This is a genomic window from Ferrovibrio sp. MS7 (genome assembly GCF_038404985.1).
Taxonomy (GTDB): Bacteria; Pseudomonadota; Alphaproteobacteria; order Ferrovibrionales; family Ferrovibrionaceae; genus Ferrovibrio; species Ferrovibrio plantarum.
In genome coordinates this window covers 823,714-849,283 of sequence record NZ_JBBKBA010000002.1, presented here as the reverse complement: position 1 = coordinate 849,283, position 25,570 = coordinate 823,714, and the positions used below count along the sequence as shown (strand labels likewise).

At 64.1% G+C, this 25,570-nt stretch carries 23 protein-coding genes; 18 read left to right on the top strand and 5 right to left on the bottom strand.

Annotation, left to right across the window (positions count from 1 at the left end):
* Positions 1-8: 8 nt before the first annotated feature.
* The 4 genes from V6B08_RS17255 (at position 9) to curA (ending at position 4,559) form a co-directional block, all read left to right on the top strand.
* Positions 9-1,247, top strand: a complete 1,239-nt coding sequence (locus V6B08_RS17255) for a thiolase family protein (protein ID WP_341983152.1) — start codon at positions 9-11, stop codon at positions 1,245-1,247.
* A gap of 15 nt (positions 1,248-1,262) precedes the next feature.
* Positions 1,263-2,801: an AMP-binding protein gene (locus V6B08_RS17250; RefSeq protein WP_341983150.1), complete on the top strand. Its 1,539-nt coding sequence runs from the start codon at positions 1,263-1,265 to the stop codon at positions 2,799-2,801.
* Positions 2,801-3,457: an SDR family NAD(P)-dependent oxidoreductase gene (locus V6B08_RS17245; protein ID WP_341983147.1), complete on the top strand. Its 657-nt coding sequence runs from the start codon at positions 2,801-2,803 to the stop codon at positions 3,455-3,457. Before V6B08_RS17250 ends, V6B08_RS17245 begins: the two co-directional genes overlap by 1 nt.
* A gap of 85 nt (positions 3,458-3,542) precedes the next feature.
* Positions 3,543-4,559, top strand: coding sequence for an NADPH-dependent curcumin/dihydrocurcumin reductase (curA, locus tag V6B08_RS17240; RefSeq protein ID WP_341983145.1), 1,017 nt, complete (start codon positions 3,543-3,545; stop codon positions 4,557-4,559).
* A gap of 19 nt (positions 4,560-4,578) precedes the next feature.
* On the opposite strand, the gene V6B08_RS17235 is transcribed toward curA, so the two are convergent.
* Positions 4,579-5,472 (bottom strand): shikimate dehydrogenase family protein, encoded by an 894-nt coding sequence (locus V6B08_RS17235; protein ID WP_341983143.1) that lies wholly within the window; start codon positions 5,470-5,472, stop codon positions 4,579-4,581.
* Complete coding sequence (locus V6B08_RS17230) at positions 5,469-6,881, bottom strand: FAD-binding oxidoreductase (protein WP_341983141.1); 1,413 nt, start codon at positions 6,879-6,881, stop codon at positions 5,469-5,471. The genes V6B08_RS17235 and V6B08_RS17230 overlap by 4 nt, the downstream gene beginning before the upstream one ends.
* Before the next feature lie 89 nt (positions 6,882-6,970).
* On the opposite strand from V6B08_RS17230, the gene V6B08_RS17225 reads away from it, so the two are divergent.
* From V6B08_RS17225 to V6B08_RS17185, 9 genes are all read left to right on the top strand, one after another.
* Positions 6,971-7,426 (top strand): MaoC/PaaZ C-terminal domain-containing protein, encoded by a 456-nt coding sequence (locus V6B08_RS17225; RefSeq protein ID WP_341983139.1) that lies wholly within the window; start codon positions 6,971-6,973, stop codon positions 7,424-7,426.
* Complete coding sequence (locus V6B08_RS17220; protein WP_341983137.1) at positions 7,423-8,229, top strand: 3-ketoacyl-ACP reductase; 807 nt, start codon at positions 7,423-7,425, stop codon at positions 8,227-8,229. Before V6B08_RS17225 ends, V6B08_RS17220 begins: the two co-directional genes overlap by 4 nt.
* Positions 8,230-8,255: 26 nt before the next feature.
* Positions 8,256-9,029 (top strand): SDR family NAD(P)-dependent oxidoreductase, encoded by a 774-nt coding sequence (locus tag V6B08_RS17215; protein ID WP_341983135.1) that lies wholly within the window; start codon positions 8,256-8,258, stop codon positions 9,027-9,029.
* Between the two features lie 133 nt (positions 9,030-9,162).
* Complete coding sequence (locus tag V6B08_RS17210; protein ID WP_341983133.1) at positions 9,163-10,017, top strand: branched-chain amino acid ABC transporter permease; 855 nt, start codon at positions 9,163-9,165, stop codon at positions 10,015-10,017.
* Positions 10,017-10,985: a branched-chain amino acid ABC transporter permease gene (locus V6B08_RS17205; RefSeq protein WP_341983517.1), complete on the top strand. Its 969-nt coding sequence runs from the start codon at positions 10,017-10,019 to the stop codon at positions 10,983-10,985. The genes V6B08_RS17210 and V6B08_RS17205 overlap by 1 nt, the downstream gene beginning before the upstream one ends.
* Positions 10,982-11,743 carry an ABC transporter ATP-binding protein gene (locus V6B08_RS17200; RefSeq protein WP_341983131.1) on the top strand — a complete coding sequence of 254 codons (762 nt, stop codon included), beginning with the start codon at positions 10,982-10,984 and terminating at the stop codon, positions 11,741-11,743. Before V6B08_RS17205 ends, V6B08_RS17200 begins: the two co-directional genes overlap by 4 nt.
* A complete protein-coding gene (locus V6B08_RS17195) occupies positions 11,740-12,498 on the top strand; it encodes an ABC transporter ATP-binding protein (protein ID WP_341983129.1) in 759 nt (252 codons plus the stop codon). The genes V6B08_RS17200 and V6B08_RS17195 overlap by 4 nt, the downstream gene beginning before the upstream one ends.
* Before the next feature lie 37 nt (positions 12,499-12,535).
* A complete protein-coding gene (locus tag V6B08_RS17190) occupies positions 12,536-13,678 on the top strand; it encodes an ABC transporter substrate-binding protein (RefSeq protein ID WP_341983127.1) in 1,143 nt (380 codons plus the stop codon).
* A 53-nt stretch (positions 13,679-13,731) separates the two neighbouring features.
* Positions 13,732-15,375: an AMP-binding protein gene (locus V6B08_RS17185; RefSeq protein ID WP_341983126.1), complete on the top strand. Its 1,644-nt coding sequence runs from the start codon at positions 13,732-13,734 to the stop codon at positions 15,373-15,375.
* 3 nt (positions 15,376-15,378) lie between these two features.
* Here the strand turns inward: V6B08_RS17185 and V6B08_RS17180 are convergent, their stop codons facing one another.
* The 3 genes from V6B08_RS17180 to V6B08_RS17170 form a co-directional block, all read right to left on the bottom strand.
* A complete protein-coding gene (locus V6B08_RS17180) occupies positions 15,379-16,032 on the bottom strand; it encodes a TetR/AcrR family transcriptional regulator (RefSeq protein ID WP_341983124.1) in 654 nt (217 codons plus the stop codon).
* Positions 16,033-16,128: 96 nt separating this feature from the next.
* Entirely contained in the window at positions 16,129-17,058 is a 930-nt protein-coding gene (locus V6B08_RS17175; protein WP_341983122.1) for a dihydrodipicolinate synthase family protein, read from the bottom strand.
* An 11-nt stretch (positions 17,059-17,069) separates the two neighbouring features.
* Complete coding sequence (locus tag V6B08_RS17170) at positions 17,070-17,357, bottom strand: DUF1330 domain-containing protein (RefSeq protein ID WP_341983120.1); 288 nt, start codon at positions 17,355-17,357, stop codon at positions 17,070-17,072.
* A gap of 158 nt (positions 17,358-17,515) precedes the next feature.
* On the opposite strand from V6B08_RS17170, the gene V6B08_RS17165 reads away from it, so the two are divergent.
* From V6B08_RS17165 to V6B08_RS17145, 5 genes are all read left to right on the top strand, one after another.
* Positions 17,516-18,325 carry an enoyl-CoA hydratase/isomerase family protein gene (locus V6B08_RS17165; protein WP_341983118.1) on the top strand — a complete coding sequence of 270 codons (810 nt, stop codon included), beginning with the start codon at positions 17,516-17,518 and terminating at the stop codon, positions 18,323-18,325.
* Between the two features lie 38 nt (positions 18,326-18,363).
* The gene (locus V6B08_RS17160) at positions 18,364-19,527 is read left to right on the top strand and encodes an acyl-CoA dehydrogenase family protein (protein WP_341983116.1); all 1,164 of its coding nucleotides are present in this window, start codon (positions 18,364-18,366) and stop codon (positions 19,525-19,527) included.
* A 27-nt stretch (positions 19,528-19,554) separates the two neighbouring features.
* Positions 19,555-20,742 (top strand): CaiB/BaiF CoA transferase family protein, encoded by a 1,188-nt coding sequence (locus V6B08_RS17155; RefSeq protein WP_341983114.1) that lies wholly within the window; start codon positions 19,555-19,557, stop codon positions 20,740-20,742.
* A 21-nt stretch (positions 20,743-20,763) separates the two neighbouring features.
* Entirely contained in the window at positions 20,764-24,180 is a 3,417-nt protein-coding gene (locus tag V6B08_RS17150; RefSeq protein WP_341983112.1) for an indolepyruvate ferredoxin oxidoreductase family protein, read from the top strand.
* Positions 24,181-24,274: 94 nt separating this feature from the next.
* On the top strand, positions 24,275-25,489 hold the full coding sequence (locus V6B08_RS17145; protein WP_341983110.1) for a TIGR03862 family flavoprotein: 1,215 nt from the start codon (positions 24,275-24,277) through the stop codon (positions 25,487-25,489).
* Positions 25,490-25,570: the final 81 nt, after the last annotated feature.

Sequence of the window (25,570 nt, the reverse complement as noted above, 5' to 3'; positions counted from 1 at the left end):
GAAGAAAAATGAGCGATATCTATATTGTCGGCATCGGCATGACGCCGTTTGGCAAGTTCCTCGACCAGTCGATGAAGGACCTTACCCGCGGAGCCGTGTCGGCGGCGCTGCAGGATGCCGGCCTGGCCAAGGAGGATATCCAGGCAGCCTATTTCGCCAATGCTTCACAGGCGGCGATTGACGGCCAGTACATGGTTGGCGGCCAGGTGGCGTTGCGCGACATGGGCATCGGCGGCATCCCGGTGGTGAATGTGGAGAATGCCTGTGCCAGTGCCTCCACGGCATTGCATAACGCCTGCCTGCATCTCAAGGCCGGTGCCGCCGATGTGGTGCTGGCGGTGGGTGCCGAGAAGATGTACGACGCCGACAAGACTAAGAGCTTCAACGTGTTCAACGGTGCCTGGGACGTGCATAACGTGCCTACCCTGACCAAGGCGCTGCTGGAGCTTGGCGAGGGCATAGAGCCGCCGCCGGAGCGCCAGGCTCAGGCCAATATGCGCAGCGTGTTCATGGATGTGTATGCCTCGCTGGCACGTTTCCACATGAAGACCTTCGGCTCCACCGAGCGCCAGATCGCTGCCGTGGCGGCGAAGAACCATAATCATTCGATGCTCAACCCGCTGTCGCAATACCGCAATGGTATGAGCATCGAAGAGGTGCTGGCTTCGCGCATGATCTCCTGGCCGCTGACCTTGCCGATGTGTGCGCCGATCAGTGACGGCGCCGCTGCCGCCATTCTAGTCCGCGAGGATATGCTGGACCGCTTCGACCGCAGCCGTGCGGTGAAGGTCGATGCCTGCGTGCTGGCTACAGGCGCCGACCGCAAGGCGGAAGAAGTCGAGAAGCATGTCTGCCATATCGCCGCCAAGAAGGCCTACAACATTGCCGGCATCGGCCCGAAGGATATCTCGGTGGCGGAAGTGCATGATGCCTCCGCCTTCGCCGAAGTGGTGCAGGCGGAGAATCTCGGTTTCTGCGAATTCGGCCAGGGCGGCTGGATTGCCGAGCGCGGCGAGACCAGCCTGGGCGGCCGCATCCCGATCAACACCTCGGGCGGCCTGGAATCCAAGGGCCATCCCATTGGCGCCACCGGTCTCGGGCAGATTCACGAACTGGTGACCCAGCTCCGCCATGAGGCCGGCGACCGCCAGGTGGAAAAAGCCCGCTTCGCCATTGCCGAGAATGGCGGCGGCTTCCATGGCTTCGAGGAAGCCGTGGCCTGTATCACCATTCTTTCGCGCCAGTAAGAAGGAGAGGCAGCCATGAGCATCGCCCGCCTGCTGCACGCCACTGCCCTGAGCTTCGCCGATAATCCGGCCTTGAGCTTTGGCGAACGCCGTATCCACAGCTATGGCAGCCTGCAACAGACGGCGGTGCGGATGGCTGCCGGCCTGCGCGCCTTGCCTGGCCTGAAGCCGGGCGACCGCATTGGCATGGCAATGAAGAATTGCCCGCAATATATCGAGCTGATGTGGGCCTGCTGGCATGCCGGCCTTTGCGCCGTGCCGATGAACGCCAAGCTGCATGCGCGCGAGATTGCCTTCATTCTGGAGAATTGCGGCGTGCAATATTGCTTCGTCGATGCCGATATCGCCTCGGCGATGGCACCGATTGCCGGTGATATTCCGGGCCTGTGCCGCATCATCGATGTTGATAGCGCCGATTTCGCCGCCCTGCGCCGCCATGATCCGATGGCGTTGGAGATCGTGCCCGGCAACCAGCCGGCATGGCTGTTCTACACCAGTGGCACCACCGGCAAGCCGAAGGGCGCGACCCTGACCCATGCCAGCCTGCTGGCCATGGTGTTGCGCTATTATGCCGATGTCGATTACCTGACGCCTGCCGACAGCATGATCCATGCCGCGCCGCTCTCGCATGCTACCGGGCTTTATGCCATCCCGCATATCGCCAAAGGCTCGCATCACGTCATCCCGGATAGCCAGGGTTTCGATGTCGATGAGATGTTCGACCTGATCGGCCTGTATCCCTCCTGCACCTTCTTCACTGCGCCAACCATGCTCACTCGCATGGTGAACGATGCCGGTAGCGCCAAGGCGAAGGTGGAGAATATCCGCACTATCTTCTATGGCGGTGCGCCGATGTATCTCGAAGACCTCAAGCGCGCGCTGGCCACGTTCGGCCCGCGCATGTGGCAGGGCTATGGCCAGGGCGAAACACCGAACACCATTTCCTGCCTGTCGAAGGAGATGCATGCCGACAGCAAGCACCCACGCTATGAACAGCGCCTGGCTTCCGTGGGCATCCCGCGCACCGGTGTCGAAGTCCGCGTGGTCGATCCTGATGGCCGCGACCTGCCGCCGGGCGAGATCGGCGAGGTGATCTGCCGCTCGGATGTCACCATGAGCGGTTACTGGAACAACCCGACTGCCAATGCCACATCCTTGCGCGATGGCTGGCTGCATACCGGCGACCTCGCCACTTTCGATGAGGAAGGCTTCCTCACGCTCAAGGACCGTTCCAAGGATATGATCATCTCGGGTGGCTCCAACATCTATCCCCGCGAGGTCGAGGAGGTGCTGCTGCTGCATCCGGATGTACTGGAAGTCTCGGTGGTTGGCCGGCCGCATGCCGATTGGGGCGAGGAAGTGGTGGCTTTCGTGGTACCGCGACCGGGCCGTGAACTCAGCAATGCCACACTGGAGCAGGTCTGCCTCGATAATATCGCCCGCTTCAAGCGGCCCAAGGAATATGTGCATGTCGAGGCCCTGCCGAAGAACAACTACGGCAAGGTGCTGAAGACCGAGCTGCGCGAGCGGCTGAAGAAATCGGGGCAGGGCTGATGCGCACCGCACCGGTCTGCATCGTCATCGGCGTCGGGCCCGGCCTTGGCCTCGCGCTTTGCCGCGCTTATGCCGCGGCGGGCTATGCCGTTGGCATGGTAGCCCGCCGTGCCGAAGCGCTGGCCGGCTATGCCGCCAGCCTGCCGGCGTCAGCGAAAATTGCTCAAGCCGCGGCGGACGTCGCCGATGTGCCGGCCTTGCTTAGTGCGCTGCAATCTTTGCAGCGTGAACTGGGGCCGGTGCAGACCTTGGTCTACAATGCCGCCAACCTGCAGCCAGGCCTGGCGCTGGAAACCACGCCGGAGCGGCTCGCCGCGGATTTCCAGATCAACTGCGTCGGCTTCTTGGCCGCCGCGCAGGCTGCCGTGGCGCCGATGCGTCAACAGGGCGGTGGCTTCATCTTCTATACCAGCGGCGCTTTTGCAGTGAACCCGTCGCCGAAATTCTCGAGCCTCGCCGCCAGCAAGGCCGCCGGGCGCAATCTTTGCGTCAGCCTTGATAAGGAACTGCGCACCAGCCAGATCCGGGTTGCCAGCGTCACTGTCGGCGGCTTCATCGCGCCGAATACACCGCATGATCCAGACCGCATTGCGGCGGCCTATCTGAAGGCCGCAGGCAATCCCGCCGAGTGGCAACCGGAGATCAGCAGTTACTAGCTGGCCAGCTTCACCGCTGCTGGCAGTGCATTGACTTACTCCTGTGCAAGTCCTACCTCTCGGGCAGGAAATGCATGGAGGAAAGATGTCTGAGAACCGGAAATGGGTGTTGGCGCGGCGCCCGGCGGCCGAACCGAGTGTTGGGGATTTCCGGCTGGAGACGGCGCCTTTGCCGCAGCAGGTCGCTCCCGGCGAAGTGCTCTGCCGCACGCGGTATCTCTCGCTCGATCCCTATATGCGCTGGCGCATGAACGATGCCAAATCCTATGCCCGCCCGGTGGGCTTGGGCGAGGTGATGGTCGGCACCACGGTCGGCGAGGTGATCCGCTCGGAAAGCCCGGATTACAAGCCTGGCGACATGGTGGTGGGCGCGGGCGGCTGGCAGGATTATGCCGTGCTGCCGGCGGCGGGATTGCGCAAGGTGGATGCGGCATCGGCGCCGCTTTCCACCATGCTGGGCGCCCTCGGCATGCCGGGCTTCACGGCATATGCCGGCCTGATGAAGATCGGCCAGCCGAAAGCCGGCGAGACCGTGGTGGTGGCGGCGGCCACCGGCCCTGTCGGCGCCATGGTCGGGCAATTGGCGCGGCTGCAAGGCTGCCGCACGGTGGCGATTGCCGGCGGGCCTGAGAAATGCGCCTATGCGCTGGAAGTGCTGAAATTCGATGTGGCGCTGGATCACCGCGACTCGGCACTGAAGGAAAAGCTCGCCGCTGCCTGTCCGCAGGGTATCGATGTCTATTTCGAGAATGTCGGTGGCAAGGTGTGGGATGCGGTGATCCCGCTGCTCAACGATTTCGCGCGGATTCCGGTCTGCGGCCTGATCTCGCAATACAATCTCGGCAATGCTGCCGATGGCGAAACGCCGATGACTGCCCTGATGCGTGATGTGTTGGTGAAACGGCTGCTGCTGCGCGGCTTCATCGTCACCGATTTCGCCGCCTATCGCGATGAGTTCCTGGAATATGCCACGCCCCTGGTGGCGAATGGCACGCTGCAGGTGCGCGAGGATATCGTTGATGGCCTGGAAAAAGCCCCCGAAGCCTTCATCGGCCTGTTGCAGGGGCGCAATTTCGGCAAGCTGATCGTCAGGTTTGCCTGACGATCAGCTTGCAGTGGCCTTAAGTATCGGGGTGCAGCACGAAGTCCTTCACATCGTGCTGCCGCGCCCTGAGCAGGAAATCGCAAACCCGCACGATCTGCGAATCGAGCATCTCGCGGCCATAGACCGTGAGACAGCCGCTGGCTTGCGCGATGCGCAGCAGCTTGGTGCGGTCCGGGTCCATGATCGCATCCATCACCACCACATTGGCCGGGATCGAGGTCACGTCGATCGGCGCGGCATTCTCATCCAGCATGCCGATCGGGCTGGCATTGATCAGCAGGTCGATATCGTCGAGCCGTGACGGCCCGATGCTGACATTCAGCGCTGGATAGGCGGCGGCGAGGCCGCGTGCCAGATCCTCGGCACGCTGCACCTGCGGCTCGACAACGCGCAAGGCAGCTACGCCCTTGCGCGCCAGCTCTGCGCCGATGGCGGCACCGGCGCCGCCGGCACCCAGCAACTGTACCCGTTTGCCCGGCATGCGTACGCCACGCCGCTCGATGGCGGCAACACAGCCGACGCCATCGAACATCTCGCCGACCCACTGGTCATCCCTGGTGCGGGCGATCACCGAGATGCTGTGGCTGATCCGGGCCATCGGGCCGATATGGCGCAGATGCGGCGCGATCCGCGTCTTGTGCGGCACCGTCACCACCAGACCATCCAGGTTCACCAGCTTGAGCAATTGCGGGAACACCGCGTCGAAATCCTCAGGCTGAATATGGATCGGCAAAAGAATAGCATTCTCGCCGCGCCGGCGCAGTTCATAGGTCACGGTCTCGGGCGAGCGCGCCTGGGCGATGGGATGGCCGAGGATGCCATAAAGCCGCGTGCGGCCATCGACGAAGTTGGCCGAGCCGGCGCGCTGCGGCGCCAGATGCAGCAGGGTGTCGGAGAGGGGAGAGGTCATGCGTAATACTCCAGCATCTTACCGGGATTCATGATGTTCTGCGGGTCCACGGAACGCTTGATCAGGCGCATCAGCGCCAGGGTTTCCTCGCCGTGTTCCAGCGGCAGGTATTTCTGCTTTTCCTGGCCGATGCCATGCTCGCCGGTGCAGGTGCCGTCCATGGCTATGGCGCGCTCCACCATGCGGCGCACGAACTGCATTACCGTCTCGACTTCGGCCGGGTTGTCCATGTCCACCATCGGCTGGACATGGAAGTTGCCATCGCCGACATGGCCGACCACCGGCGCGATCAGGCCCAGTGCCTGGATGTCCTGCTTGGTTGCCTCGACGCAATCGGCTAGCCGCGAGATCGGTACGCAGACATCGGTGGGAATCGGCCGCGCGCCGGGTCGCAGGCCGACGCAGGCCCAATAGGCATCATGGCGTGCCTTCCACAACCGCGAGCGCTCCTCCGGTTTATCCGACCATTCAAAGGGTCCGCCCTCAAACATTTCGGCGATTTCACCGAAGCGGCGCGACTGTTCGGCGACGCCATCGGGTGTGCCGTGGAATTCCAGCAGCAGCAGCGGCGATTCCTGCAGCGAGAGGCCGGAATGGCGGTTCACCGCACCCACGGTCACTTCGTCGAGCAATTCGATCCGTGCCACCGGCAGGGCACTCTGGATGGTGGCGATTACCGCGTCGCAGGCGGCGCGTACGCTGGGGAAGGGGCAGATCGCCGCCGCCACCGCTTCCGGAATCGGCGAGAGCCGCAGCACCAGTTCGGTGATGATGCCGAGCGTGCCTTCCGAACCGACAAAAAGCCGCGTGAGGTCGTAGCCGGCCGAGCTTTTGCGCGCGCGCCGTGCCGTGCGCACGATATCGCCATTGGGCAGCACGGCGGTCAGCGCGATCACATTGTCCTTCATGGTGCCATAGCGCACCGCGTTGGTGCCGCTGGCGCGCGTTGCCGCCATGCCGCCGAGCGAGGCATCGGCGCCGGGATCGATGGGAAAGAACAACCCCGTATCGCGTAGATATTCATTGAGGGTGACGCGGGTGACGCCTGGTTGCACCACGCAATCGAGATCCTCGGCATTCACCGCGATGATCCGCTTCATGCCGCTCAAGTCGATGCAGATGCCGCCATGCGGCGCATTGACATGGCCCTCGAAGGACGAGCCGGAGCCGAAAGCGATCACCGGCACCGCATCAGCGGCGCAAAGCCGCACGATTTCCGCCACTTCCTCGGTGCTTTCGGCGAAGACCACGGCATCTGGCGGCTGGCTCGGCATCCAGGTGAGCTGGCTGGCATGTTGCCGGCATACCGCTTCTGCCGTGCTGAAGCGGTTGGCAAAGCGCGTTTGCAGTGTTTCGGACAGCCGCACCAGGGCTGCCGGGTCTATCGGGGGGCGTGCGTTGTTGGCCATAGGTCTCCTCCAGGTCCGCCCCTAATAGCAGATATTGACCTGCATGTAAGTAAGCTTTATAAGGGCCACCGTCTCATTGGGAGGAAGCAATGCAAGAGGCGGATTTCCATGTCGCCATTGGCGACAAGGTGCAATTTTCCAAGACTGTCAGCGAAAGCGACGTCTACCTTTTCGCCGGCATCACCGGCGATCTGTCGGATGTGCACTGCAATGAAGAGTTTATGAAGAAGTCGGCCTTCGGCCACCGCATCGCCCATGGCGTACTCTCGATGGGCTTCATGTCCACCGCCTCGACACTGATGTTCACCCCGCATGTGCATAAATATGTCGGTTTCACGCCGGTTTCGCAGGGCTACGACCGCGTGCGCTTCATGGCGCCGGTATTCTTCGGCGACACTGTGACCATCACCTACACCATCGCCAAGATCGAGGCCGAGCGTTTTCGCACCCTCTCTGACGTGACGGTTACGAACCAGAGCGGCACCGTGGTTTCCAGCGCGGTGCATATCATGCGCTGGGTGCCGCAGCAGGGAGTTGCCAAGTGAGCGGCGAATCCGGGAAGCTCGGCACCACTCAGCGCCGCGCGGCTTTTGTCACCGGTGGCCGCCGCGGCATCGGCCGCGCCATCGCCTATGCGCTGGCCGAGCAGGGCTTCGACGTGGTGGTGAACGACCTCGAACGTGATGCCTCGGCGGAGGAAACGCTGGCCGGCATCGCCGAGCGCGGCGGCAAGGCCGCTTTCGTGACGGGCAATGTCGCTGACCTGGCGCAGCATCAGCGCATGGTGGACGAAGCCTGTGGCGCTTTCGGACCTTTAAGCTGCCTGGTCAACAATGCCGGCGTGCAGACCCAGTATCGCGGCGACATGCTGGAGATCCCGGTCGAAAGTTTCGACCGCCTGATCGATGTCAATCTGCGCGGCTCGTTCTTCCTCACGCAGCGCATCGCCAAACGCATGATCGCAGAGCCGGCGGGTGACGCGACGCGGCCCAGCCGCTCGATCATCTTCATATCGTCGGGCAATGCGGTGATCGCCACGGCCGCGCAGGCCGATTACTGCATCTCGAAATCCGGCATCGCCATGATGTCGACGCTGTTTGCGTTGCGGTTGGCGGAACACGGCATTGCGGTGCATGAAATCCGCCCCGGCATCATCCGCACCGACATGACCGCCGATGTATTCGAGAAGTACGATGGCTGGGTGAAGGGCCGTGGTTTTCCGCTGGCGCGCTGGGGCGAAGCCGATGATATCGGCCGCACGGTTGGTGTGCTCGCGGCGGGCTTGTTGCCCTACAGCACCGGCCACGCGTTCCATGTCGATGGCGGCATCCATATCCGCCGTACGTAAACGGCGTAATTTCCAGGAACAGCACGATGTATGAGTATTCAGGTGATGTGGCGGTTGTAACGGGTGCCGCCAGCGGTATCGGCAAGAGCATCGCGCAGCGTTTGGCCAAGGAAGGCTGCAAGGTGGCATTGTGGGATGTCGATGCAACCGGCCTTGAGGCGCTCGCCGGCGAGTTAAGCGGGCAGGGTGCAACAGTTAGTGTCGGCAAGGTTGATGTGAGTGATTTGGCGGCAGTGCGTGCTGCTGCCGCTAAACTGCGCAATGAATTCGGCGCGGCGCCCCGCATCTTGATCAATGGTGCCGGTATAGGGCAGGTTGCTTCGATCATCGACGGCACGCCGGAAGATTTTGATTACACCATGCAGGTCAATGTGCGCGGGACCTTTAATTGCTGCCACACCATGGTGCCGATGATGATCGAAAGCGGTGGCGGCCGAATCATCAATATTGCTTCATGGTTCGGCAAATCCGGGCGGCCGATGTCGCTGGCCTATTGCGCGTCGAAATTCGCGCTGATCGGCATGACACAATCCATGGCCCTCGATCTCGCTAAATCCGGAATTCGCGTGAATGCCGTTTGCCCCGGCACCATCACCAATACCCGGATGCGCGAGCAGGCCGATGCAGAAGCGCTTGCCAAGGGCCTGCCGCCCGCGGCGGAGCGCGTGCATCTGATTCCGCTTGGCCGGTTAGGACAACCGCAGGACATCGCCAATGTGGTGGCGTTCCTGGTTTCGGAACAGGCGTCCTACATGACCGGCCAGTCGATCAACGTCACCGGCGGATTGTGGATGAACTGAAAAACCGGCCCCGATACCGCGGCAGCGGAATTGGGGTCTTGACAGGCTATGACTATTTATACTTACTTACGAGTAAGTATAAATAAAAAAGACGTAGCCGGTCCTGGAACAACGGCTGCAGGGAGGGAACACAGTGTTCGAGCTTGCGGAGTATCTTTTGCGTGGCGCCTTGCTCGGGGTCACGTACGGCCTGCTGGCCTTTCCGGTCAGCCTGCTTTTCGTCACCACCGGTTCGGTGGACGTGGCGCTTGGCGCCTATGCCGTGCTGGCGGCGGCGATAATGTATGTCACTGGCGGCCCCGCCGGCGTGGTGTTGGCGATTGCCTCCGCCGTGTTGGCTTCCGGCGTGGTCGGTGTCATCTCGATGCGGCTCAACCGCCCCGGCGCGGTGGATCATGTGATCGCGGTGCTTGGCACCTTCGGCCTCGCCACCTTCCTTGAATCCTTCATCCTGACGTTATTCGGCACCAGCCCGATGATCCGGCAGCCGTTCGAGACCTTCTGGAACATCGCCGGCATCCGCATCAGCCCGCAGATGGGCATCAACATCACGGTTTGCGTTGCCATCCTGGCTTGCCTGTTCGTGGTGCTGCAGAAAACGCCGTTTGGCCGCTCCATGCGCGCCAGCGCCGTCAATCCGGTCGGTGCCGCGCTGAACGGCATTCCGGTGCGGCTGATCTGGTTCTCCACCTACCTGCTGGGCGGCCTGCTGGCCGGCACCGCCGGCGTGCTGATCCTCTACACCACCGGTGCCGATTACAGCACGGCGTTCAACCTCACCATCTGGGGCTTCGGCTCGGCGATCATCTTCGGCATGCGCAGCCCGCTGCGCGGTTTTGCCGGTGGCCTGATCATCGGCGTGGTGCAGGCGGTCAGTGCCGGCTATCTGCCCGGCGCCTGGGCCAATGCCATCCCGCTGGTCTTCATCTTCGTCATCCTGTCGCTCGGCCGGATGAACCAGATTGCCGCCACGGGAGGGCGCGTGTGATGCAAGGCACCCTGCTGCAACGCTGCAAGCCGGCGCTGATCATCCTGGCTATCATCGCGGCGCTGACGCCGCTGATCATCGGCAGCCCGTTCTGGCTCGATAATTCCGTGATGGTGGCGATCTTCTCGCTGCTCTCGCTGTCGGTCGGCATGGCCTATGGCCAGGCCGGCATCCTCTCCATGGCGCCGGCTGCCTTCGGCTCCATCGGCGCCTTCGCCACCAGCATCGTCACCACTCGCTATGGCATGTCGCCGCTGGTCGGCCTGGTGCTGGCGCTGATCCTGCCGATGCTGCTGGCCTATCCGATGGCCCGCGCCATCACCCGGCTGTCGCCGCTGCCGCTGTCGATTGCGACGCTGCTGCTCTGCCTGGTGCTGGAACTGGCGATCCGCGAGGGCGGCAGCTTCACCGGCGGCTATATCGGCCTCTCCGGCATTCCGCCGCTGTGGTTCGCTCCCACCATCCAGTCGATGCATGTGCTGAGCTGGCTGGTCGTGGCGCTGGTGCTGGTGCTGTATGCCAACCTGACCAGCTCGGCCATCGGCCGCGCTGTGCGCACCGCGCAGCATGATCCGCTGCGTGCCACCGCCGATGGCGTCAACGTGCCGGCTTTGCTGGCGCTCTACTTCGCGCTCTCGGCCTCGGTGGCCGGCCTCGCTGGTTGGCTCTATGCCCATCACCTCACCTATATGGGCCCGGATTCGCTGACCATGCATGTCTCGATCAAGATCCTGCTGATGGCGGTGATCGGCGGCGCCTCCACTTTCCTCGGCCCGATCCTCGGTGCGGCGTTCCTCACGCTGATCACGCTGTATCTGCCGGCGGCGGAAACCCAGGGCATGATCTTCGGCTCGGTGCTGATCCTGGTGCTGCTGGTCGCGCCGAACGGCGTGCTGGGCACCAACTGGAAGAAGCTGTTTGCCAGCCGCGCCCGCGCCGGCAAACCGGTGCGTGGAGTTGCCGCATGACCATTCAAGCCAAGAACGTGACGGTGCAGTTTGGCGGCGTCACCGCCCTCAAGGATGTCTCGACCACGGTGCAGCGTGGCAAGATCCTGGCGGTGATCGGGCCGAATGGCTCCGGCAAGAGCACATTGTTCAATGCCATCACCGGCATGGTGAAGCCGACCACCGGCACCATCGTGGTGGATGACGAGGTGGTGGACAACCTGCCGCCCTTCGCCCGCATCGGCCGTGGTCTCGCCCGCACCTTCCAGACGCCGCGCTTCGATCCGAAGGTGACGGTGGAGGAGGCAGTGATGTGCGGCTTCTATCCGGTCAAGCGTGCCGGCTTTGTCTCCGCCATCCTGCGGCTGCCTTCGGCTTCGCGTGAGGAAGCGGGCTTCCGCGCCCGCTGCGACGAGATCCTCGCCGATCTCAAGCTGGCGGAATTCCGCAGCTTGCAGATGAGCGAGCTGCCGATGGGCCGTGTGCGCCTGGTGGAAGTGGCGCGCGCCATGGCCAACGACCCGAAATACATCCTGCTGGATGAACCGGCCGCCGGCCTCGCCCGCGACGAACAGCGCATGCTGGGTGCCGAAGTCCGCCGCCTGGCCGAGCGCGGCGTGGGCGTGCTGCTGGTGGAGCATAACTTCAACCTCATCCGCGAACTGGCCGAGGACGTGCTGGTGCTCAAGGAGGGCGGCATGCTGATCCAGGGCGCCCCCGATGTGATCGCCCGCGACAAGGCCTTCATCGACATCTATCTGGGGAGCACCGGCCGATGAACGCGACGGCGACTATTGCGACCGGCCAGGCGCAGGCCGCTCCGGTCATGACCTGCCGCGGCATCACGGCGCGCTACAGCCGCATCACCGTGGTGGAAGAGGTGGATTTCGACCTCTATCCGGGCGAGATGCTGGCCGTGCTGGGGCCGAACGGCGCCGGCAAGAGCAGCATGCTCGGTGCGGTTTCCGGCATCATCAGCGGTGCCGGCGATGTGAAGGTACGTGGTACCGAGATCGGCGGCATGAGCGCGCATAAGCGTGCTTCCCATGGCATCGCCTTCGTGCCGGAGCGGCGCGGCAACATCTTCCCCACCATGTCGGTGGAAGAGAATATCGATGTCGGCCTGCGGCTGCTGCCGGTGCAGGACCGCGGGGCACAGCGCGAACTGATCCTCAGCCTGTTCCCGATCCTGAAGCAGCGCGCCGATGCCATGGCCGGTGTGCTCAGCGGCGGTGAACAGCAGATGCTCGCCATCGGCATGGCGCTGGGGCGCAAGCCGCAGGTGCTGCTGCTGGACGAGCCGACCCAGGGCCTTGCCCCGATGGTGTTCGACATTCTGGAGAATGCCTTCAACATCCTGAAGAACAGCGGCCTGGCGCTGCTGCTTGCCGAACAGAATGTCCCCTTCGCTGCCCGCGTTGCCGAACGCTACGTGGTGCTGTCGCACGGCCATCTCGTGCGCCAGGGCGGCAAGGAGGATCTACGCAATCCGGAGGAACTCGCCGAAGCCTTCCTGGGCACGGCGAACGGATAATTCACACGCATTCAAGAAAACCGAGAAGGAGAGGAATATGAAGCGTATCACCACCCTGCTGGCGGGCATCGCCGCTTTCGGCCTTGTGGCCGGCGGCGCGTTGGCGCAAGACAAGATCAAGATCGGCGGCATCTACAGCCTCAGCGGCCCGGCGGCGCCGTTTGGCGTGCCGGAACGCGATATCGTTGAAATCCTCACCAACAAGGTGAACAAGGAAGGCGGCATCAAGGGCGCGCAGATCGACCTGATTCTCTGCGATGACCAGACCAACCCGACCGAAGCCGCGCGCTGCGCCACCAAGCTGATCCGCCAGGACGGCGTGGTCGCCATCCTCGGCTCCACCATCGGCACCGGCACCCTGGCGCTGATGCCGATCGCCATGGCCAACAGCGTTCCGGTGCTGGCGCCGGTCGGCACCATCCCGGCGACCTCGAAGGAAAACAGCTTCTGGCCGTGGATCTTCCGCACCGCGCCAAGCGACACCCTGATCGTCGATGCCATCCTGGATCGCGGCGTGTTCAAGCCCGGCCACAAGCGCATCGCCATCATGTACCAGGAAGATGCCTATGGTGAGGCCGGCATGAAGCGTGCCGCCGCGCTGTCGAAGGAGCGCAACGTCGAGATCGCCGCCGCCGTGGCCGCGCCGCTCAACGCCATCGACCTCACTGCCGCTGCTACCAATATCCGCAATTCCAACCCGGATGTGGTGCTGCTGAAGACTTCGGCCCCGGCTTTGGGCGCCGCCTTCATGCGTGCCGCCCGCCAGGTCGGCATCAAGGCGCCGATCGTCGGCACCGGCAGCCTCAACCAGCGGCCCTTCCTCGATGCCGCCGGCCCGGCCGGCGAAGGCATCCAGATCGTGTCCATCGGCAACTGGGACGATCCGTCCGAGCGCCAGAAGGAACTGGGCAAGCTGATCGTCGATGGCGGCAAGACCCCGAAGGGCTATGCCGAGCTGATCGGTTCCACCGGCTTCCTCGCCGCCGCCGAGGCGCTGCGTCGCGTCGATGGCAAGCCGACGGGTCCGAAGATCCGCGATGCGCTGGAAACCATCTGCAACTACACCGGCACCTATCTGGACGGCAACCTCTGCTATTCCAAGGACCAGCATGAAGGCGTGTTCGCCGACACGCTGATCACCGTGGAAATCCGAGGCGGCAAGTTCGTCACCGTCAAGTAATGCCAGTACGGGTCCAGGGACTTTACTGAGGGCGCTAGCGTCGCGGGGTTTCGGTGAAAGCCAGCTATCTCGATTTTGCGCCACAGGAATGGTCCCTGGACCGGGTTTTGGAATGGCGTGCCGGGCAAACCCCCGGCGCGCCATTTCTCGCTTTCGCGGGACAGCCCGCCCTGAGTTTCGTTGACGCCTACACGCGGGCTCTGGATATCGCCTGGTATCTGCATCGCCTCGGCATCCGGGCCGGTGACCGGGTTGCGACCTTTGCCGGCAATTCCGACCAAGCGGTGCTGCTGTGGTTCGGTATCGATCTGCTTGGTGCCATCGACGCCCCGATCAATCCCGCCTTCAGCGGCAAGCCGCTGGAGCATGCCGTCAACTTGGTCGAGGCCGAGGTGATGATCGCCGAGGCGGGTTTGCTGCCGGTGCTGGCGGCGAGCGCGGCCGCGATGCCGCGCCTTGCCCGTATCCTGGCCCATTCCGCTGCCGAACCGCTGCCGGCGGAAATCGGCGGCAAGCCGGTCACGGCTTTTACGCCCTTGAGAGAGCCGCGTCCGACCGATTGGCAGCCGCCCGGCGCCGCCCATAGCGATCTCTGCTCGATCCTGTTCACGTCCGGCACCACCGGCCCCTCCAAGGGGGTGATGGTGACCCATGCCCAGGCCTTCCTTACCGCGCGCCAGAGCGCGGAAGGCATGCGGGTGACGGGCGACGACATCTACTATTGCGCCCATCCGCTGTTTCACATGTCGCCGCGTTTCTGCGCCATCTATGCCGCGATCCTTACTGGCGCAAAAGTAAGTCTGGATCTGCGATTCTCGGCCGCCGACTGGCTGCGCCGGGTACGCGAGTGCGGCGCCACGGTGAGCATCGGCCATGGCCCGCTGCTGGAAATGATCTATGCCGAGCCCGAGCGGCCTGATGATGCCGACACGCGGCTCACCCGCATCGGCACCTCGCCCTTCCCGAAACATATCGCGGTGGATTTCGAGCGCCGTTTCGGCGTGAAGGGGATCGAGACCTGGGGCATGACGGAAGTGAATATTCCCTGCTGGCATCCCTATGACGAAGCCTTGCGGCCAGGCTCCTGCGGCCGCATCCGTGAGGAATGGTACGAATTCCAGGTTGTCGATCCGGAGACCGACCAGCCGCTGCCGCCGGGCCAAGTGGGCGAATTCGTGCTGCGGCCGAAGCTGCCCTGGATCGTCAGCCCGGGCTATTACGCCAACCCGCAGGCGACGCTGAAGGCCTGGCGGAATCTCTGGTTCCATAGCGGCGACAGCGGCTATATCGATGCCGATGGCTGGGTCTATTTCGCCGACCGGCTGGGCGACCGCATCCGGCGCCGGGCGGAGAATATCTCATCCTACGATATCGAAGTGGCGGCCAATGCCCATGCGGCGGTGCTGGAAAGCGCCGCAATCGGCGTGCCCTCCGAATTCGTTTCCGACGACGATGTGAAGCTCTGCGTGGTGTTGCGTCCCGGCGCAGCATTACAGCCGCTGGAATTGCTGGCTTTCCTGGCGCAGTGCCTGCCGCACCACATGGTGCCGCGCTATATCGAGATCCTGCCGGCGATGCCGCGCACGCCGACGCAGAAGATCATGAAGGTGCAACTGCGTGCCGCCGGCATCACCGCCGATACCTGGGATCGCAAAGCGGCGGGCATTGAGCTGCGCAGCCTGATGGCTAAGGCGTAAGGCTCAGCCCTTGCGGCTCTTGGCCGCTGGCTTGTGGCTGTAGGCGCGCTCGATCACGGTCAGCGTCGCATCCCACAGGTCGGTGAGACGGCCGAACTTGCCGTTGTCGCGCGTCACCAGGCCGGCATAGTGGATGATGGTGACAAGCTGAATCACGATCTGCTGCTGCGGCGTATCGGGCTGCAATTCGCCGGACTGCACCGCGGCGCGCACGCCGACGGCAACCAGCATCTCGAATTCGCGCATCACGCCCTGCAGCCGGTTGCGCATCTTGTCGTTCAGCGCATCGCTGTCGGAGCGCAGCCGGGTCATCAGGCTCCACGGATGGCCGTGGTCGCCATCGGGATTGTATTTCTGGTAGCGCTCGCGGTTGAGCTTGATGATGGCATCGATCTTGGTCCGCAGCGTCGTGGTGGTGTCGGTCAGCACGTCGCGGTAGCGGTTCATGGTGCTGGTGGAGTAATCCTCCAGCACTTCCTCCACCAAGCCTTCCTTGCTGCCGAAATGGTAATGCAGGTTGGCGCGGGTGGTGTTCAGGATTTCGGCGATCTGGCGGAAGCTGAGGCCGCGATAGCCATGCTTGACCAGCAATTCCTCGGCCACCATTTTGATCTGGTTGCGCATGGTCTGGCCGGCACTGTTATTGTCAGTTTGCACAGGGCAACTCTCGAAAACCGTTTCACAAAATAATCGCAGTTTTCGCCGCCAGGTGCAATCACCGGAGGCAGCCGAAGCCGCCTCCGGTGGCCCGGATCAGCGTTCGATGCCGGCAGCCTTGAGGTGCTGGCGGATGCGGTCTATCTCGGCGGCACCGAGCTTCTGCAGCGGCGGACGTACCGCAGCGGAAGGCAAGCGACCGAGGATCACCTGGGCCTCTTTCATGCGGTTATGCATGTCCACGGCCGGCGGGCCGTAGAAGGCATGGGTGGTGTGGTAGATGCGGGCCGCCACCGCCTTGGCCTTGGCCAGGTCGTTGCCGCGCACCGCCTCGAACAACTCCACCTGCAGATCGGCGATGGTGCTGCCGGCACCCGAGAGCAGGCCGTTGCAGCCCACCACCAGGGAGGAGAGCAGCCAGGCGCTGTGGGTGGTCAGCACATGGAATGGGCGGCTATCGGATTGCAGTGCCCGCACCGTCATCTCATGCCGCGCCGGATCGCCGCAGGCATCCTTCATGGCCTTGATGCTGGGGATTTCCTGGATCAGCCGCAGCAGCACGTCGTGGCTGTAGGTCACCGGCAGGCTGACCGGGAACTGGAAGATGATCAGCGGCAGGTCGGTGGCATCGGCGATGCGGCGGTAGTGATCCACCACCATCTCCGGGCGCGAGCCGAGCATGAACACATTCGGCGGGAACACCAGCAGCGCGGAAGCGCCCTTGGCATCGGCCATGCGCGCCAGGCGCACGGCTTCCATGCCGCTTTCGGCATAGATGCCGTTCACCAGCGGCACGCGGTCGCCGACTTCCGCCAGCGCCAGATCCAGCAGCTTTTCCTGCTCCTCGAAGGTGCAGGACGATACTTCGGAGGCATGGCCGTTCACGGTCAGCGCGGCGACGCCGCGCGTCGAGCCGACTTCGCGGATATGCTTGCGGTAGTTCTTCTCGTCGATGCTCAGATCATCGTGCAGCGGCAGCAGGCAGGCGGGAATGACGCCAGAGCAGTCATATTTCAGCCGGGGCATGGTTTTCTCCTTCAGATGCCCTGCAGGGCAGTTATTTCGGCGATGGCAGCGCCGGCGCGGGCGTCGCGCGCCTTGCGGTATTCCGGCGAGTCATAGAAACGCTTCACGGTTTCGACCGAGTCGAACTCGACCACGACATAGCGCACCGGGCTGGCTTCGCCCTCGATCATCACCGGGTCGGCGCCGCGCACCAGGTAGCGCCCGCCGAAAGCCTCGATCGCCACCTTGGCGAGCGGTTTATACGATTCGTATTTCTCCGGATCGGTGACCCGGACCTTGGCAACCACGATTGCGGCCATTCTCAACGTTTCCTTTTGCAGAACATCGGACAGAACCGGTGCGGCGGGCAGAGCCGGCAAAGGCCGGGGCCGGACCCCGGCTAGACACAAGGTGGCAAAAAACTGATTGACGTGCAAGTCAGTATACGTCAATTTCCCGGGCCAGGAGGAAACCGAAGATGAGTGATCAAAAAGTCCGCGTCGAAACCCATGGCCGGGTGGCGACGCTGTTTCTCGTCAATCCGCCGATGAATGTGGTGACGCTGGGCCTGACCCGGCAGATGAGCGCCGCGCTCAACGAGCTGGCCGCCGATCCGGGCATCGGCGCCCTGGTGCTGTGCGGCGAGGGCGACCGCGCCTTCTGCGCCGGTTCCGATATCAAGGAATTTCCGCGCCTGATCGCTGAGCAGGGCATTGTTTCGCAAAAATTGGGCAAGGAAAACGACACCTATGGTCAGGTGGCGCATTTCCCCAAGCCGACGGTTGCTGCCATCGAGGGCCTGGCGCTGGGCGGCGGCCTGGAACTGGCCAGCGGCTGTGACCTGATCGTGGCCTCCGCCAATGCCCGCATGGGCTTGCCGGAAGTGAAGCTCGGCGGTTTTCCGGGCAGCGGCGGCACCGTGCGCGTCACCAACCGCATCGGCATGGGGCGCGCCAAGGAAATGATGCTGCTGGGCGACATGATCGATGCCGAGACGGCGCTGGCTTGGGGCCTGATCAACCGCATCGCGCCCAAGGGCGGCGCGCTTGCACTGGCCCGCGAGCTTGCCACCCGCCTGGCGGAAGGCCCGGCCCAGGCCGCCTTCGCCTGCAAGACCGCGTTGCAGAACGCCGTCGACTTGCCGGAAGCCGAAGCGATCCAGCGCAGCCTGGATCTCAGCGAGGCGTTGTCGCAGACCGGCGATTTCAAGGAAGGCGTCACCGCCTTCGCCGAGAAGCGTCCGGCCCAGTGGCGCGACAAGCTCGACCGCAAGGTGTTCGGCGCCTGACAGGCTGCCGCTGTTTCTCTCAATCCAAGGATAGTCCCGTGATCGATTTCTCCATTCCCGCCGAAACCCAGATGGTGCTCGACTCGCTGCGCCGCTTCATCCAGAAGGAACTGGCGCCGCACGAAGCCGAGGTCGAGGAAATCCAGGTTGTGCGCCCGGAATTGGCGCAGGAGCTGCGCAACAAGGCCAAGGAAATGGGCCTGTTCGCCATGGGCATGCCCGAGGATGTGGGCGGCGGCGGCCTCAGCACCGTAGATATGTGCCTCTGCGAAGAGGAGTTCGGCTTCACCAAGGATGCCCTGGTGCGCCGCGCCTTCGGCGCCATTCCCGGTTCGCTGGTGAATTGCGTTGGCGAGCAGCGCGAGAAGTATCTGCTCCCGGCGGTTCGGGGCGAGATCAATGTCGCGCTGGGCATGACCGAGCCGAATGCCGGCTCGGATGCCGCCGGCATCAAGACCGCCGCCAAGCGCGATGGCGACGACTTCATCCTCAACGGCTCGAAGCATTTCATCAGCGATGCCGATGTGGCGCATGCCTTCATTATCACCGCTGTCACCGATCCGTCGAAGGGCGCCAAGGGCATCAGCGCCTTCCTGGTCGACAAGGGCACGCCGGGCTTCACCGTCGGCCGCACGCAATACATGATGGGCCTGCGCGGCACCAATCATTCCGAACTGATCTTCGAGGATGTGCGGTTGCCGAAATCGCAGATGCTGGGCGCCGAAGGCACCGGTCTGTTCCAGGCGCTTTCCACCATCAACCGGGTGCGGCTTGGCATGGTTGGCGGCCGTTCGGTCGGCATGGCGCGCAAGCTGATGCAGAAGTGCATCGACTATGCCAACGAGCGCAAGCAGTTCGGCCAGACGCTGGGCGAGTTCCAGATGGTGCAGGCGATGCTGGCCGACATGGCCACCGAGATTTTCGCCACCCGCATGATGGTGCTGAATGCCGCCTGGGAGACCGACCAGGACCGCGACCCGCGCGAGAAGGTCTCGATGGTGAAGTATTACGCTTCCGAGATGCTGGGCCGTGTTGCTGACAAGGCGGTGCAGATTTTCGGCGGCATGGGCTATTGCCGCGAAATGCCGCTGGAGCAGCTTTACCGCGATGCTCGCGTCTATCGCATCTTCGACGGCGCCTCCGACATCCACCGCATGATCATTGCCCGCAGCCTGCTGAAAAACGGCCGGATGAGCCTGTAATACGCGGTCGGAACCAGGAGTATCGCCATGCTTGGCAAGATGAAGGTGCTGAGTTTCACTCATTTCGTGCAGGGTCCTGCGGCATCGCAGTATCTGGCGGACATGGGTGCCGATGTCGTGAAGATCGAGCCGATTGCCGGTGCTTTCGAGCGCGGCTATGGCGCCGATCAGGTATTCATCCAAGGCTTGAGCGCCAGCTTCTTCGCGGTGAACCGCAACAAGCGTTCGATCTCGGTCGATCTCAAGAGCGACAAGGGCCGGGAGGTGATCCACTCCCTGATCCGCCAGGCCGATGTACTGCTGGAGAATTACCGCGGCGGCGTGCTGGAACGCCTCGGCTTCGGCTACGACGCGGTGAAGGCAATCAAGCCTGACATCATCTATGCCTCCGCTTCCGGCTGGGGGTCGTCGGGTCCAATGGCCAAGGAACCCGGCCAGGATCTGCTGGTGCAGGCGCGCTGCGGCCTGATCGCCGTTACTGGCGACCTGCAAAGTGCGCCGACCGTGCCCGGCGTGCCGATTGTCGATCAGCATGCCGCCGCCCTGATGGCGATGGCGATCACCGCCGCTTTTGTGAAAAAGCTCAGCACCGGCCAGGGCACCAAGATCGAGTCGAACCTGCTCAATGCCGGCCTGGACCTGCAGACCGAGTCGATGGCGGCGTATTTCTCCGGCAATCGCAGCCCGGAGCGTTTCCAGCGCGATTCCCGCCTGGCTTCCTGGTTCCTGCCGGCGCCCTATGGTGTCTACAAGCTGGCCGATTGCCATGCGGTGATCAGCCTGGGCGGCGATATCGAGCAATTCGCCGGTGCCATCGGCAATGCCGAACTGGTGGCGCTGGCCGGCGACCGCATGAAGAACCGCGATGCCTTCATGGGCGTGCTGGGCGAGGAACTGAAAGGCTGGACCTATGCGCGCCTGGATAAGGCGCTGGCGCCGCATGCGCTGTGGTATGCCAAGGTGCAGAATTACGACGATATCCGCGCCGATCCGCAGGTGCAGCATAACCAGTGCCTGCAGCAATTCACCGTCAAGGGCGAGACCGCCACTGTGCTGGCGCATCCGGTGCGCTATGACGGCGAGGCACCGGCGCTCCGTCGCATGCCGGTAACGCTGGGCGGCGATACGCGCGAGGTGCTGCGCGAGGCCGGCTGGAGCGATGCCGATGTGGATGCGCTGGCGGCAGTCGGCGCGGTCAATCTCGGCCAGAAATAAGCGACTATACAGGGTGGCATTGTGACCATTGCACTGCGTGACGTTTCACTGAAAGACCGCTACACGCAGGAATCCGGCGTGCTGTTCCTGAGCGGCACCCAGGCGCTGGTCCGCCTGCTGCTGACCCAGCGCGAGCGTGACCGCAAGGCCGGCCTCAACACCGCCGGCTTCGTTTCCGGCTATCGCGGTTCGCCGCTGGGCGGCTTCGACATGGCGTTGTGGCAGGCGCGCGACGAACTGAAGCAGGCCGGCATCGTGTTCCAGCCTGGCGTCAATGAAGACCTCGCCGCCACCTCTGTCTGGGGCACGCAGCAGCTTGACAGCCTGCCGGGCAAGACCGTCGATGGCGTATTCTCCATGTGGTACGGCAAGGGGCCGGGCGTCGACCGCTCCGGCGACCCGTTCAAGCATGGCAATTATGCCGGCACCACCGAACATGGTGGCGTGCTGGTGGTGTTCGGCGACGATCACCCCGGCAAGTCTTCCACCGTGGCGCATCAGAGCGAGCAGGCCCTGGCAGCCAACCTGATCCCGGTGCTTTATCCGGCCAATGTCGAGGAAATCCTCGAATACGGCCTGCATGGCTGGGCAATGTCGCGCTATACCGGCCTCTGGGTCGGGCTCAAGACCGTGAACGAGACGGTGGAAACCACCGCCACCGTGCCGGTGCTGCCGGGCGGCCCGGCGATCCTGGCGCCGAATGCGCCGGATGATGGCGTCGATATCCGGCCGCAGCCGGATTACGGCCCGCAGCGCGACGAGACCGTGGTGATCCGCCACCGGCTGCCGCGCGTGCATGATTATGCCCGCGCCAACCCGCTCGACCGCCGCCGCCTCGGCGCGGCCGGCGCGCGGCTCGGCATTGTCACCAGCGGCAAGGCTTACACCGATCTGGTCGATGCCCTGGCCCTGCTGGGGATCGACGAGGATCGCGCCCGCACGCTCGGCCTCTCGGTCTACAAGGTCGGCCTGATCTGGCCGCTGGAGCCGGTGGGCCTGCGCGGCTTTGCGGCTGGCTGCGAGGAATTGCTGTTCGTCGAAGAGAAGCGCGCCTTCATCGAGGATCAGGCGGCGAAGCTGCTGATCAACGACAAGGACGCGCCGCGTTTCTCCGGCAAGAACGATCCGCAGGGCGAAGCCTTGCTGCCGTCCGACGTGCAGCTTGTTCCTGCCACCATCGCGGCTGCTTTGCTGCGCCGGCTGGAGGCGCTGGGGCTGGCCGATACCGCTTTGCGCCAAGCTGGCGAACGCATTGCTGTGGCCAAGCCGGCGGCAATCGATCCAGCGCAGCCGAAGCGGCTGCCGTATTTTTGTTCTGGCTGTCCGCATAACTCCTCCACCAAGGTGCCGGAAGGTTCGGTGGCGATGTCCGGCATCGGCTGTCACTCGATGGCGATGTGGATGAACCGCAGCACGCTGAAGCCGGTGCAGATGGGTGCGGAAGGCACCAACTGGATCGGCCTGTCCCATTTCACCAAGACGCGCCATGTGTTCCAGAATCTGGGCGACGGCACCTATTCCCATTCCGGCCTGCTGGCGATCCGCGCCGCAGTGCAGGCGGGCGTGAACATCACCTACAAGATTCTTGCCAATGATGCCGTGGCGATGACCGGCGGCCAGCCGGTGGAAGGCGCGCTGAGCACCGAGATGATCGTGCGCCAGGTGCTGGCCGAGGATATCGCCCGCTGCATGGTGGTGACCGATGACCTGGCCCGTACGGCGGTGAGCGTGCCGGGTGTATCCGTGGTGCCGCGTGCCGAACTGGCGCGGGTGCAGCAGGAATTGAGCGCCATCCCCGGCGTCACCGTGCTGGTCTACGAGCAGGTCTGCGCCGCCGAGAAGCGTCGCCGCCGCAAGCGCAAGCTGATGCCGGACCCGGCGCTGAGGGTATTCATCAACGAGGCAGTTTGCGAAGGCTGCGGCGACTGTACCGTGCAGTCCAATTGCGTTTCGATCCAGCCGAAGGAAACTGCCTTTGGCCGCAAGCGCCGTATCGACCAGTCGAGCTGCAACAAGGATACCTCCTGCATCGAGGGCTTCTGCCCGTCCTTCGTGATTGTCGAGGGTGGCGAGATGCGCAAGAAGTCGAGCGTGCTCGACCGCAGCCGTTTCGCTTCCCTGCCCGAAGTGGCGCCGGCGGCGATGGCGGAATGCAATGTGCTGACCACCGGCGTCGGCGGCACCGGCGTCGTCACCATCGGCAGCGTGCTGGCGATGGCGGCCAATCTGGTCGGCATGGGGGCGAACAGCTACAACATGACCGGCCTGGCGCAGAAGGGCGGCGCGGTGTTCAGTCATCTTCGCCTTGCCGCCAGCCCGGCGGCGCTGAAGGGCTCGCTGGTCGGCCCCGCCGAGGCCGACCTGATCCTCGGCTGCGACATGGTGACGGCCGCCAGCCCCGATGGCATCAAGACCTGCGCGCCTCAGCGCACCCGGGCCTTGCTCAACGGTAATATCGAGCCGACGGCTGCCTTCCAGGCCGACCGCGACTACCGCATCGATACCGGCGCATTGGTGGCCAAGCTGCGTGACCGCACGTTGGAAACCATCAGCATTGATGCCGGCGAGGTGGCCGAGCGCCTGCTGGGTGACAAGATCGGCGCCAACATGCTGCTGGTCGGCTTTGCCTACCAGAAGGGTTGGCTGCCGCTGCCGCTGGCTGCACTCCGCCGTGCCATCGAACTGAACGGTGCCGCCGTTCAGTTCAATCTCGATGCCTTCGATCTCGGTCGCGTGGCTGCTATCGAGCCCGAAGTGCTGCTGCCGGCGCCGCAGCCGGAAACGGCTATACCCGATACCCTGGAGGGGATCGTGGCGCATCGCGTGGCGCATCTTACGCGCTATCAGAATGCGGCCCTGGCGCAGCGCTATGCGGCCTGGGTGGAGAAGGCGCAGCGTGCCGAACAGGCCGCCAGCCCTGGTTCGCAGGCTTTCACCCTGGCGGTGGCGCGGAATCTGGCCAAGCTGATGGCCTACAAGGATGAATACGAAGTGGCGCGGCTTTATGCTGAAACGCCATGGCGCCACGATTTGTCGGAGACGATGCAGGGCGATGTGAAGCTGTCGCTCTACCTGGCGCCGCCGCTGCTGTCGCGTCCCGACCCGGAAACCGGCCGGCCGCGCAAGATCAAGTTCGGCCCGTGGATTTTCCCGGCGATGCGGCTGCTGGCCGGCTTCAAGTGGCTGCGCGGCACGGCGCTGGATCCTTTCGGCCGTACCGAGGAGCGCCGCTCGGAGCGCCAGCTAATCGCCGAGTATGAAGCCGACCTGGCGCTGATCATTGCTCAGCTTTCTGCGCGCAATCTGCAGGCCGCCACCGCCTGGGCGGCAATCCCGGATGCGATCCGGGGCTATGGCCCGGTGAAGGAAGCCGCCATGGCGGCAGCCAGGCCGCTGCGCCTGACGGCACTGAACCAGTTCCACCGGTCGGCGGGTTGAGATCAGGCTGGGGGGATTTGTAATTCCCCCAGCCTGCCCCTACAAAGGCGGCGGAAGTCCCGGCCCCCGGGACATGATGTTCTGACCGCTGCCAATGCCTGGATTGCAAGACAAGACTGTAGCCATCATCGGCGGCGGCCCGGCCGGGCTGATGGCGGCTGAAGTGATCGCGGCTGCCCTGGGATCGGGCGGCCCGCGCGTGCTTCTGTTCGAGCGCATGCCCAGCGTTGGGCGCAAGCTGCTGATGGCCGGGCGCGGCGGCCTCAACATCACCCATTCCGAACCGCTGGACGGTTTCAAGGCGCGCTATGGCGAAGCCGCTGCCTGGATGGCGCGATTGATCGAGGCTTTCCCGCCGGCAGCACTCCGCGACTGGTGCCTGGGCTTGGGGCAGCCGACATTTATCGGCAGCAGCGGGCGGGTGTTTCCGGAAGCCATGAAGGCCAGCCCCTTGCTGCGCGCCTGGCTGGCGCGGTTGAACGGCTTAGGCGTAGAGATCGTGACCCGCGCCGAATGGACCGGCTGGGACGAGGGGGGTGCGCTTTGCTTTGCCGATGGCCGGCGCCAGCAAGCGGACGCGACCCTGTTGGCACTCGGCGGCGCCTCCTGGCCCCGGCTGGGTGCCGATGGCGGCTGGACCGCCTTGCTGCCGGGCATCGCCATCGCGCCGCTGCAGCCAGCGAATTGCGGTTTTCAGGTTGCCTGGAGCGACATCTTCCGCCAGCGCCATGCCGGTCAGCCGCTTAAGCGCATTGCGCTGCAATTCGGCAATGTCACGCGGCGCGGTGAAGCGGTGATCACCGCCGCCGGCATCGAGGGCGGCGCCGTCTATGCTCTCTCCAGCCTGCTGCGCGGGGCGATTGCTCGCGATGGTGCGGCGACGCTGTATCTCGACCTGCGCCCGGACCTAGATGGCCGCGAGGTGGCGCGCCTGGTGGCGGAACCGCGGCGTGGTGCTTCGCTGGCGAATTTCCTCCGCAAACGGATCGGTCTCCTGCCCGTGGCGATTGGCCTGCTGCAGGAAGTCCTGCATGGCGACAGCGCCGGCCAGCCCCTCGACGGGCTGATCAAGTCTCTGCCGCTGCGGCTCACCGCGCCCTTCGGCATCGAGCGCGCCATCTCCACGGCTGGCGGCATTGCGCTGCATGAGGTGGATAGCGGCCTGATGCTGCGGCAGAAGCCCGGTGTTTTCGTTGCTGGCGAAATGCTGGATTGGGAAGCACCGACAGGCGGTTACCTGCTGCAGGGCTGCATGGCTTGCGGCATTGCCGCCGGCAACGGCATCCTGTCCTGGCTGGCATCGCGCTAAAACCCCCAACATTCCTGCGCTTTAGCCGAGTCCGTGCTTGTCGTGCGGCAAGAACGCTGTAATTGCGCGCAGATGCAACGG

What these genes read in the sequence shown, in the direction of transcription:
- V6B08_RS17255 (WP_341983152.1), top strand. Translation starts at nt 9, where the DNA reads ATGAGCGATATCTATATTGTCGGCATCGGCATGACGCCGTTTGGCAAG.
- V6B08_RS17250 (WP_341983150.1), top strand. Translation starts at nt 1,263, where the DNA reads ATGAGCATCGCCCGCCTGCTGCACGCCACTGCCCTGAGCTTCGCCGAT.
- V6B08_RS17245 (WP_341983147.1), top strand. Translation starts at nt 2,801, where the DNA reads ATGCGCACCGCACCGGTCTGCATCGTCATCGGCGTCGGGCCCGGCCTT.
- curA (WP_341983145.1), top strand. Translation starts at nt 3,543, where the DNA reads ATGTCTGAGAACCGGAAATGGGTGTTGGCGCGGCGCCCGGCGGCCGAA.
- V6B08_RS17235 (WP_341983143.1), bottom strand. Translation starts at nt 5,472, where the DNA reads ATGACCTCTCCCCTCTCCGACACCCTGCTGCATCTGGCGCCGCAGCGC.
- V6B08_RS17230 (WP_341983141.1), bottom strand. Translation starts at nt 6,881, where the DNA reads ATGGCCAACAACGCACGCCCCCCGATAGACCCGGCAGCCCTGGTGCGG.
- V6B08_RS17225 (WP_341983139.1), top strand. Translation starts at nt 6,971, where the DNA reads ATGCAAGAGGCGGATTTCCATGTCGCCATTGGCGACAAGGTGCAATTT.
- V6B08_RS17215 (WP_341983135.1), top strand. Translation starts at nt 8,256, where the DNA reads ATGTATGAGTATTCAGGTGATGTGGCGGTTGTAACGGGTGCCGCCAGC.
- V6B08_RS17205 (WP_341983517.1), top strand. Translation starts at nt 10,017, where the DNA reads ATGCAAGGCACCCTGCTGCAACGCTGCAAGCCGGCGCTGATCATCCTG.
- V6B08_RS17200 (WP_341983131.1), top strand. Translation starts at nt 10,982, where the DNA reads ATGACCATTCAAGCCAAGAACGTGACGGTGCAGTTTGGCGGCGTCACC.
- V6B08_RS17195 (WP_341983129.1), top strand. Translation starts at nt 11,740, where the DNA reads ATGAACGCGACGGCGACTATTGCGACCGGCCAGGCGCAGGCCGCTCCG.
- V6B08_RS17190 (WP_341983127.1), top strand. Translation starts at nt 12,536, where the DNA reads ATGAAGCGTATCACCACCCTGCTGGCGGGCATCGCCGCTTTCGGCCTT.
- V6B08_RS17175 (WP_341983122.1), bottom strand. Translation starts at nt 17,058, where the DNA reads ATGCCCCGGCTGAAATATGACTGCTCTGGCGTCATTCCCGCCTGCCTG.
- V6B08_RS17170 (WP_341983120.1), bottom strand. Translation starts at nt 17,357, where the DNA reads ATGGCCGCAATCGTGGTTGCCAAGGTCCGGGTCACCGATCCGGAGAAA.
- V6B08_RS17165 (WP_341983118.1), top strand. Translation starts at nt 17,516, where the DNA reads ATGAGTGATCAAAAAGTCCGCGTCGAAACCCATGGCCGGGTGGCGACG.
- V6B08_RS17155 (WP_341983114.1), top strand. Translation starts at nt 19,555, where the DNA reads ATGCTTGGCAAGATGAAGGTGCTGAGTTTCACTCATTTCGTGCAGGGT.
- V6B08_RS17145 (WP_341983110.1), top strand. Translation starts at nt 24,275, where the DNA reads ATGCCTGGATTGCAAGACAAGACTGTAGCCATCATCGGCGGCGGCCCG.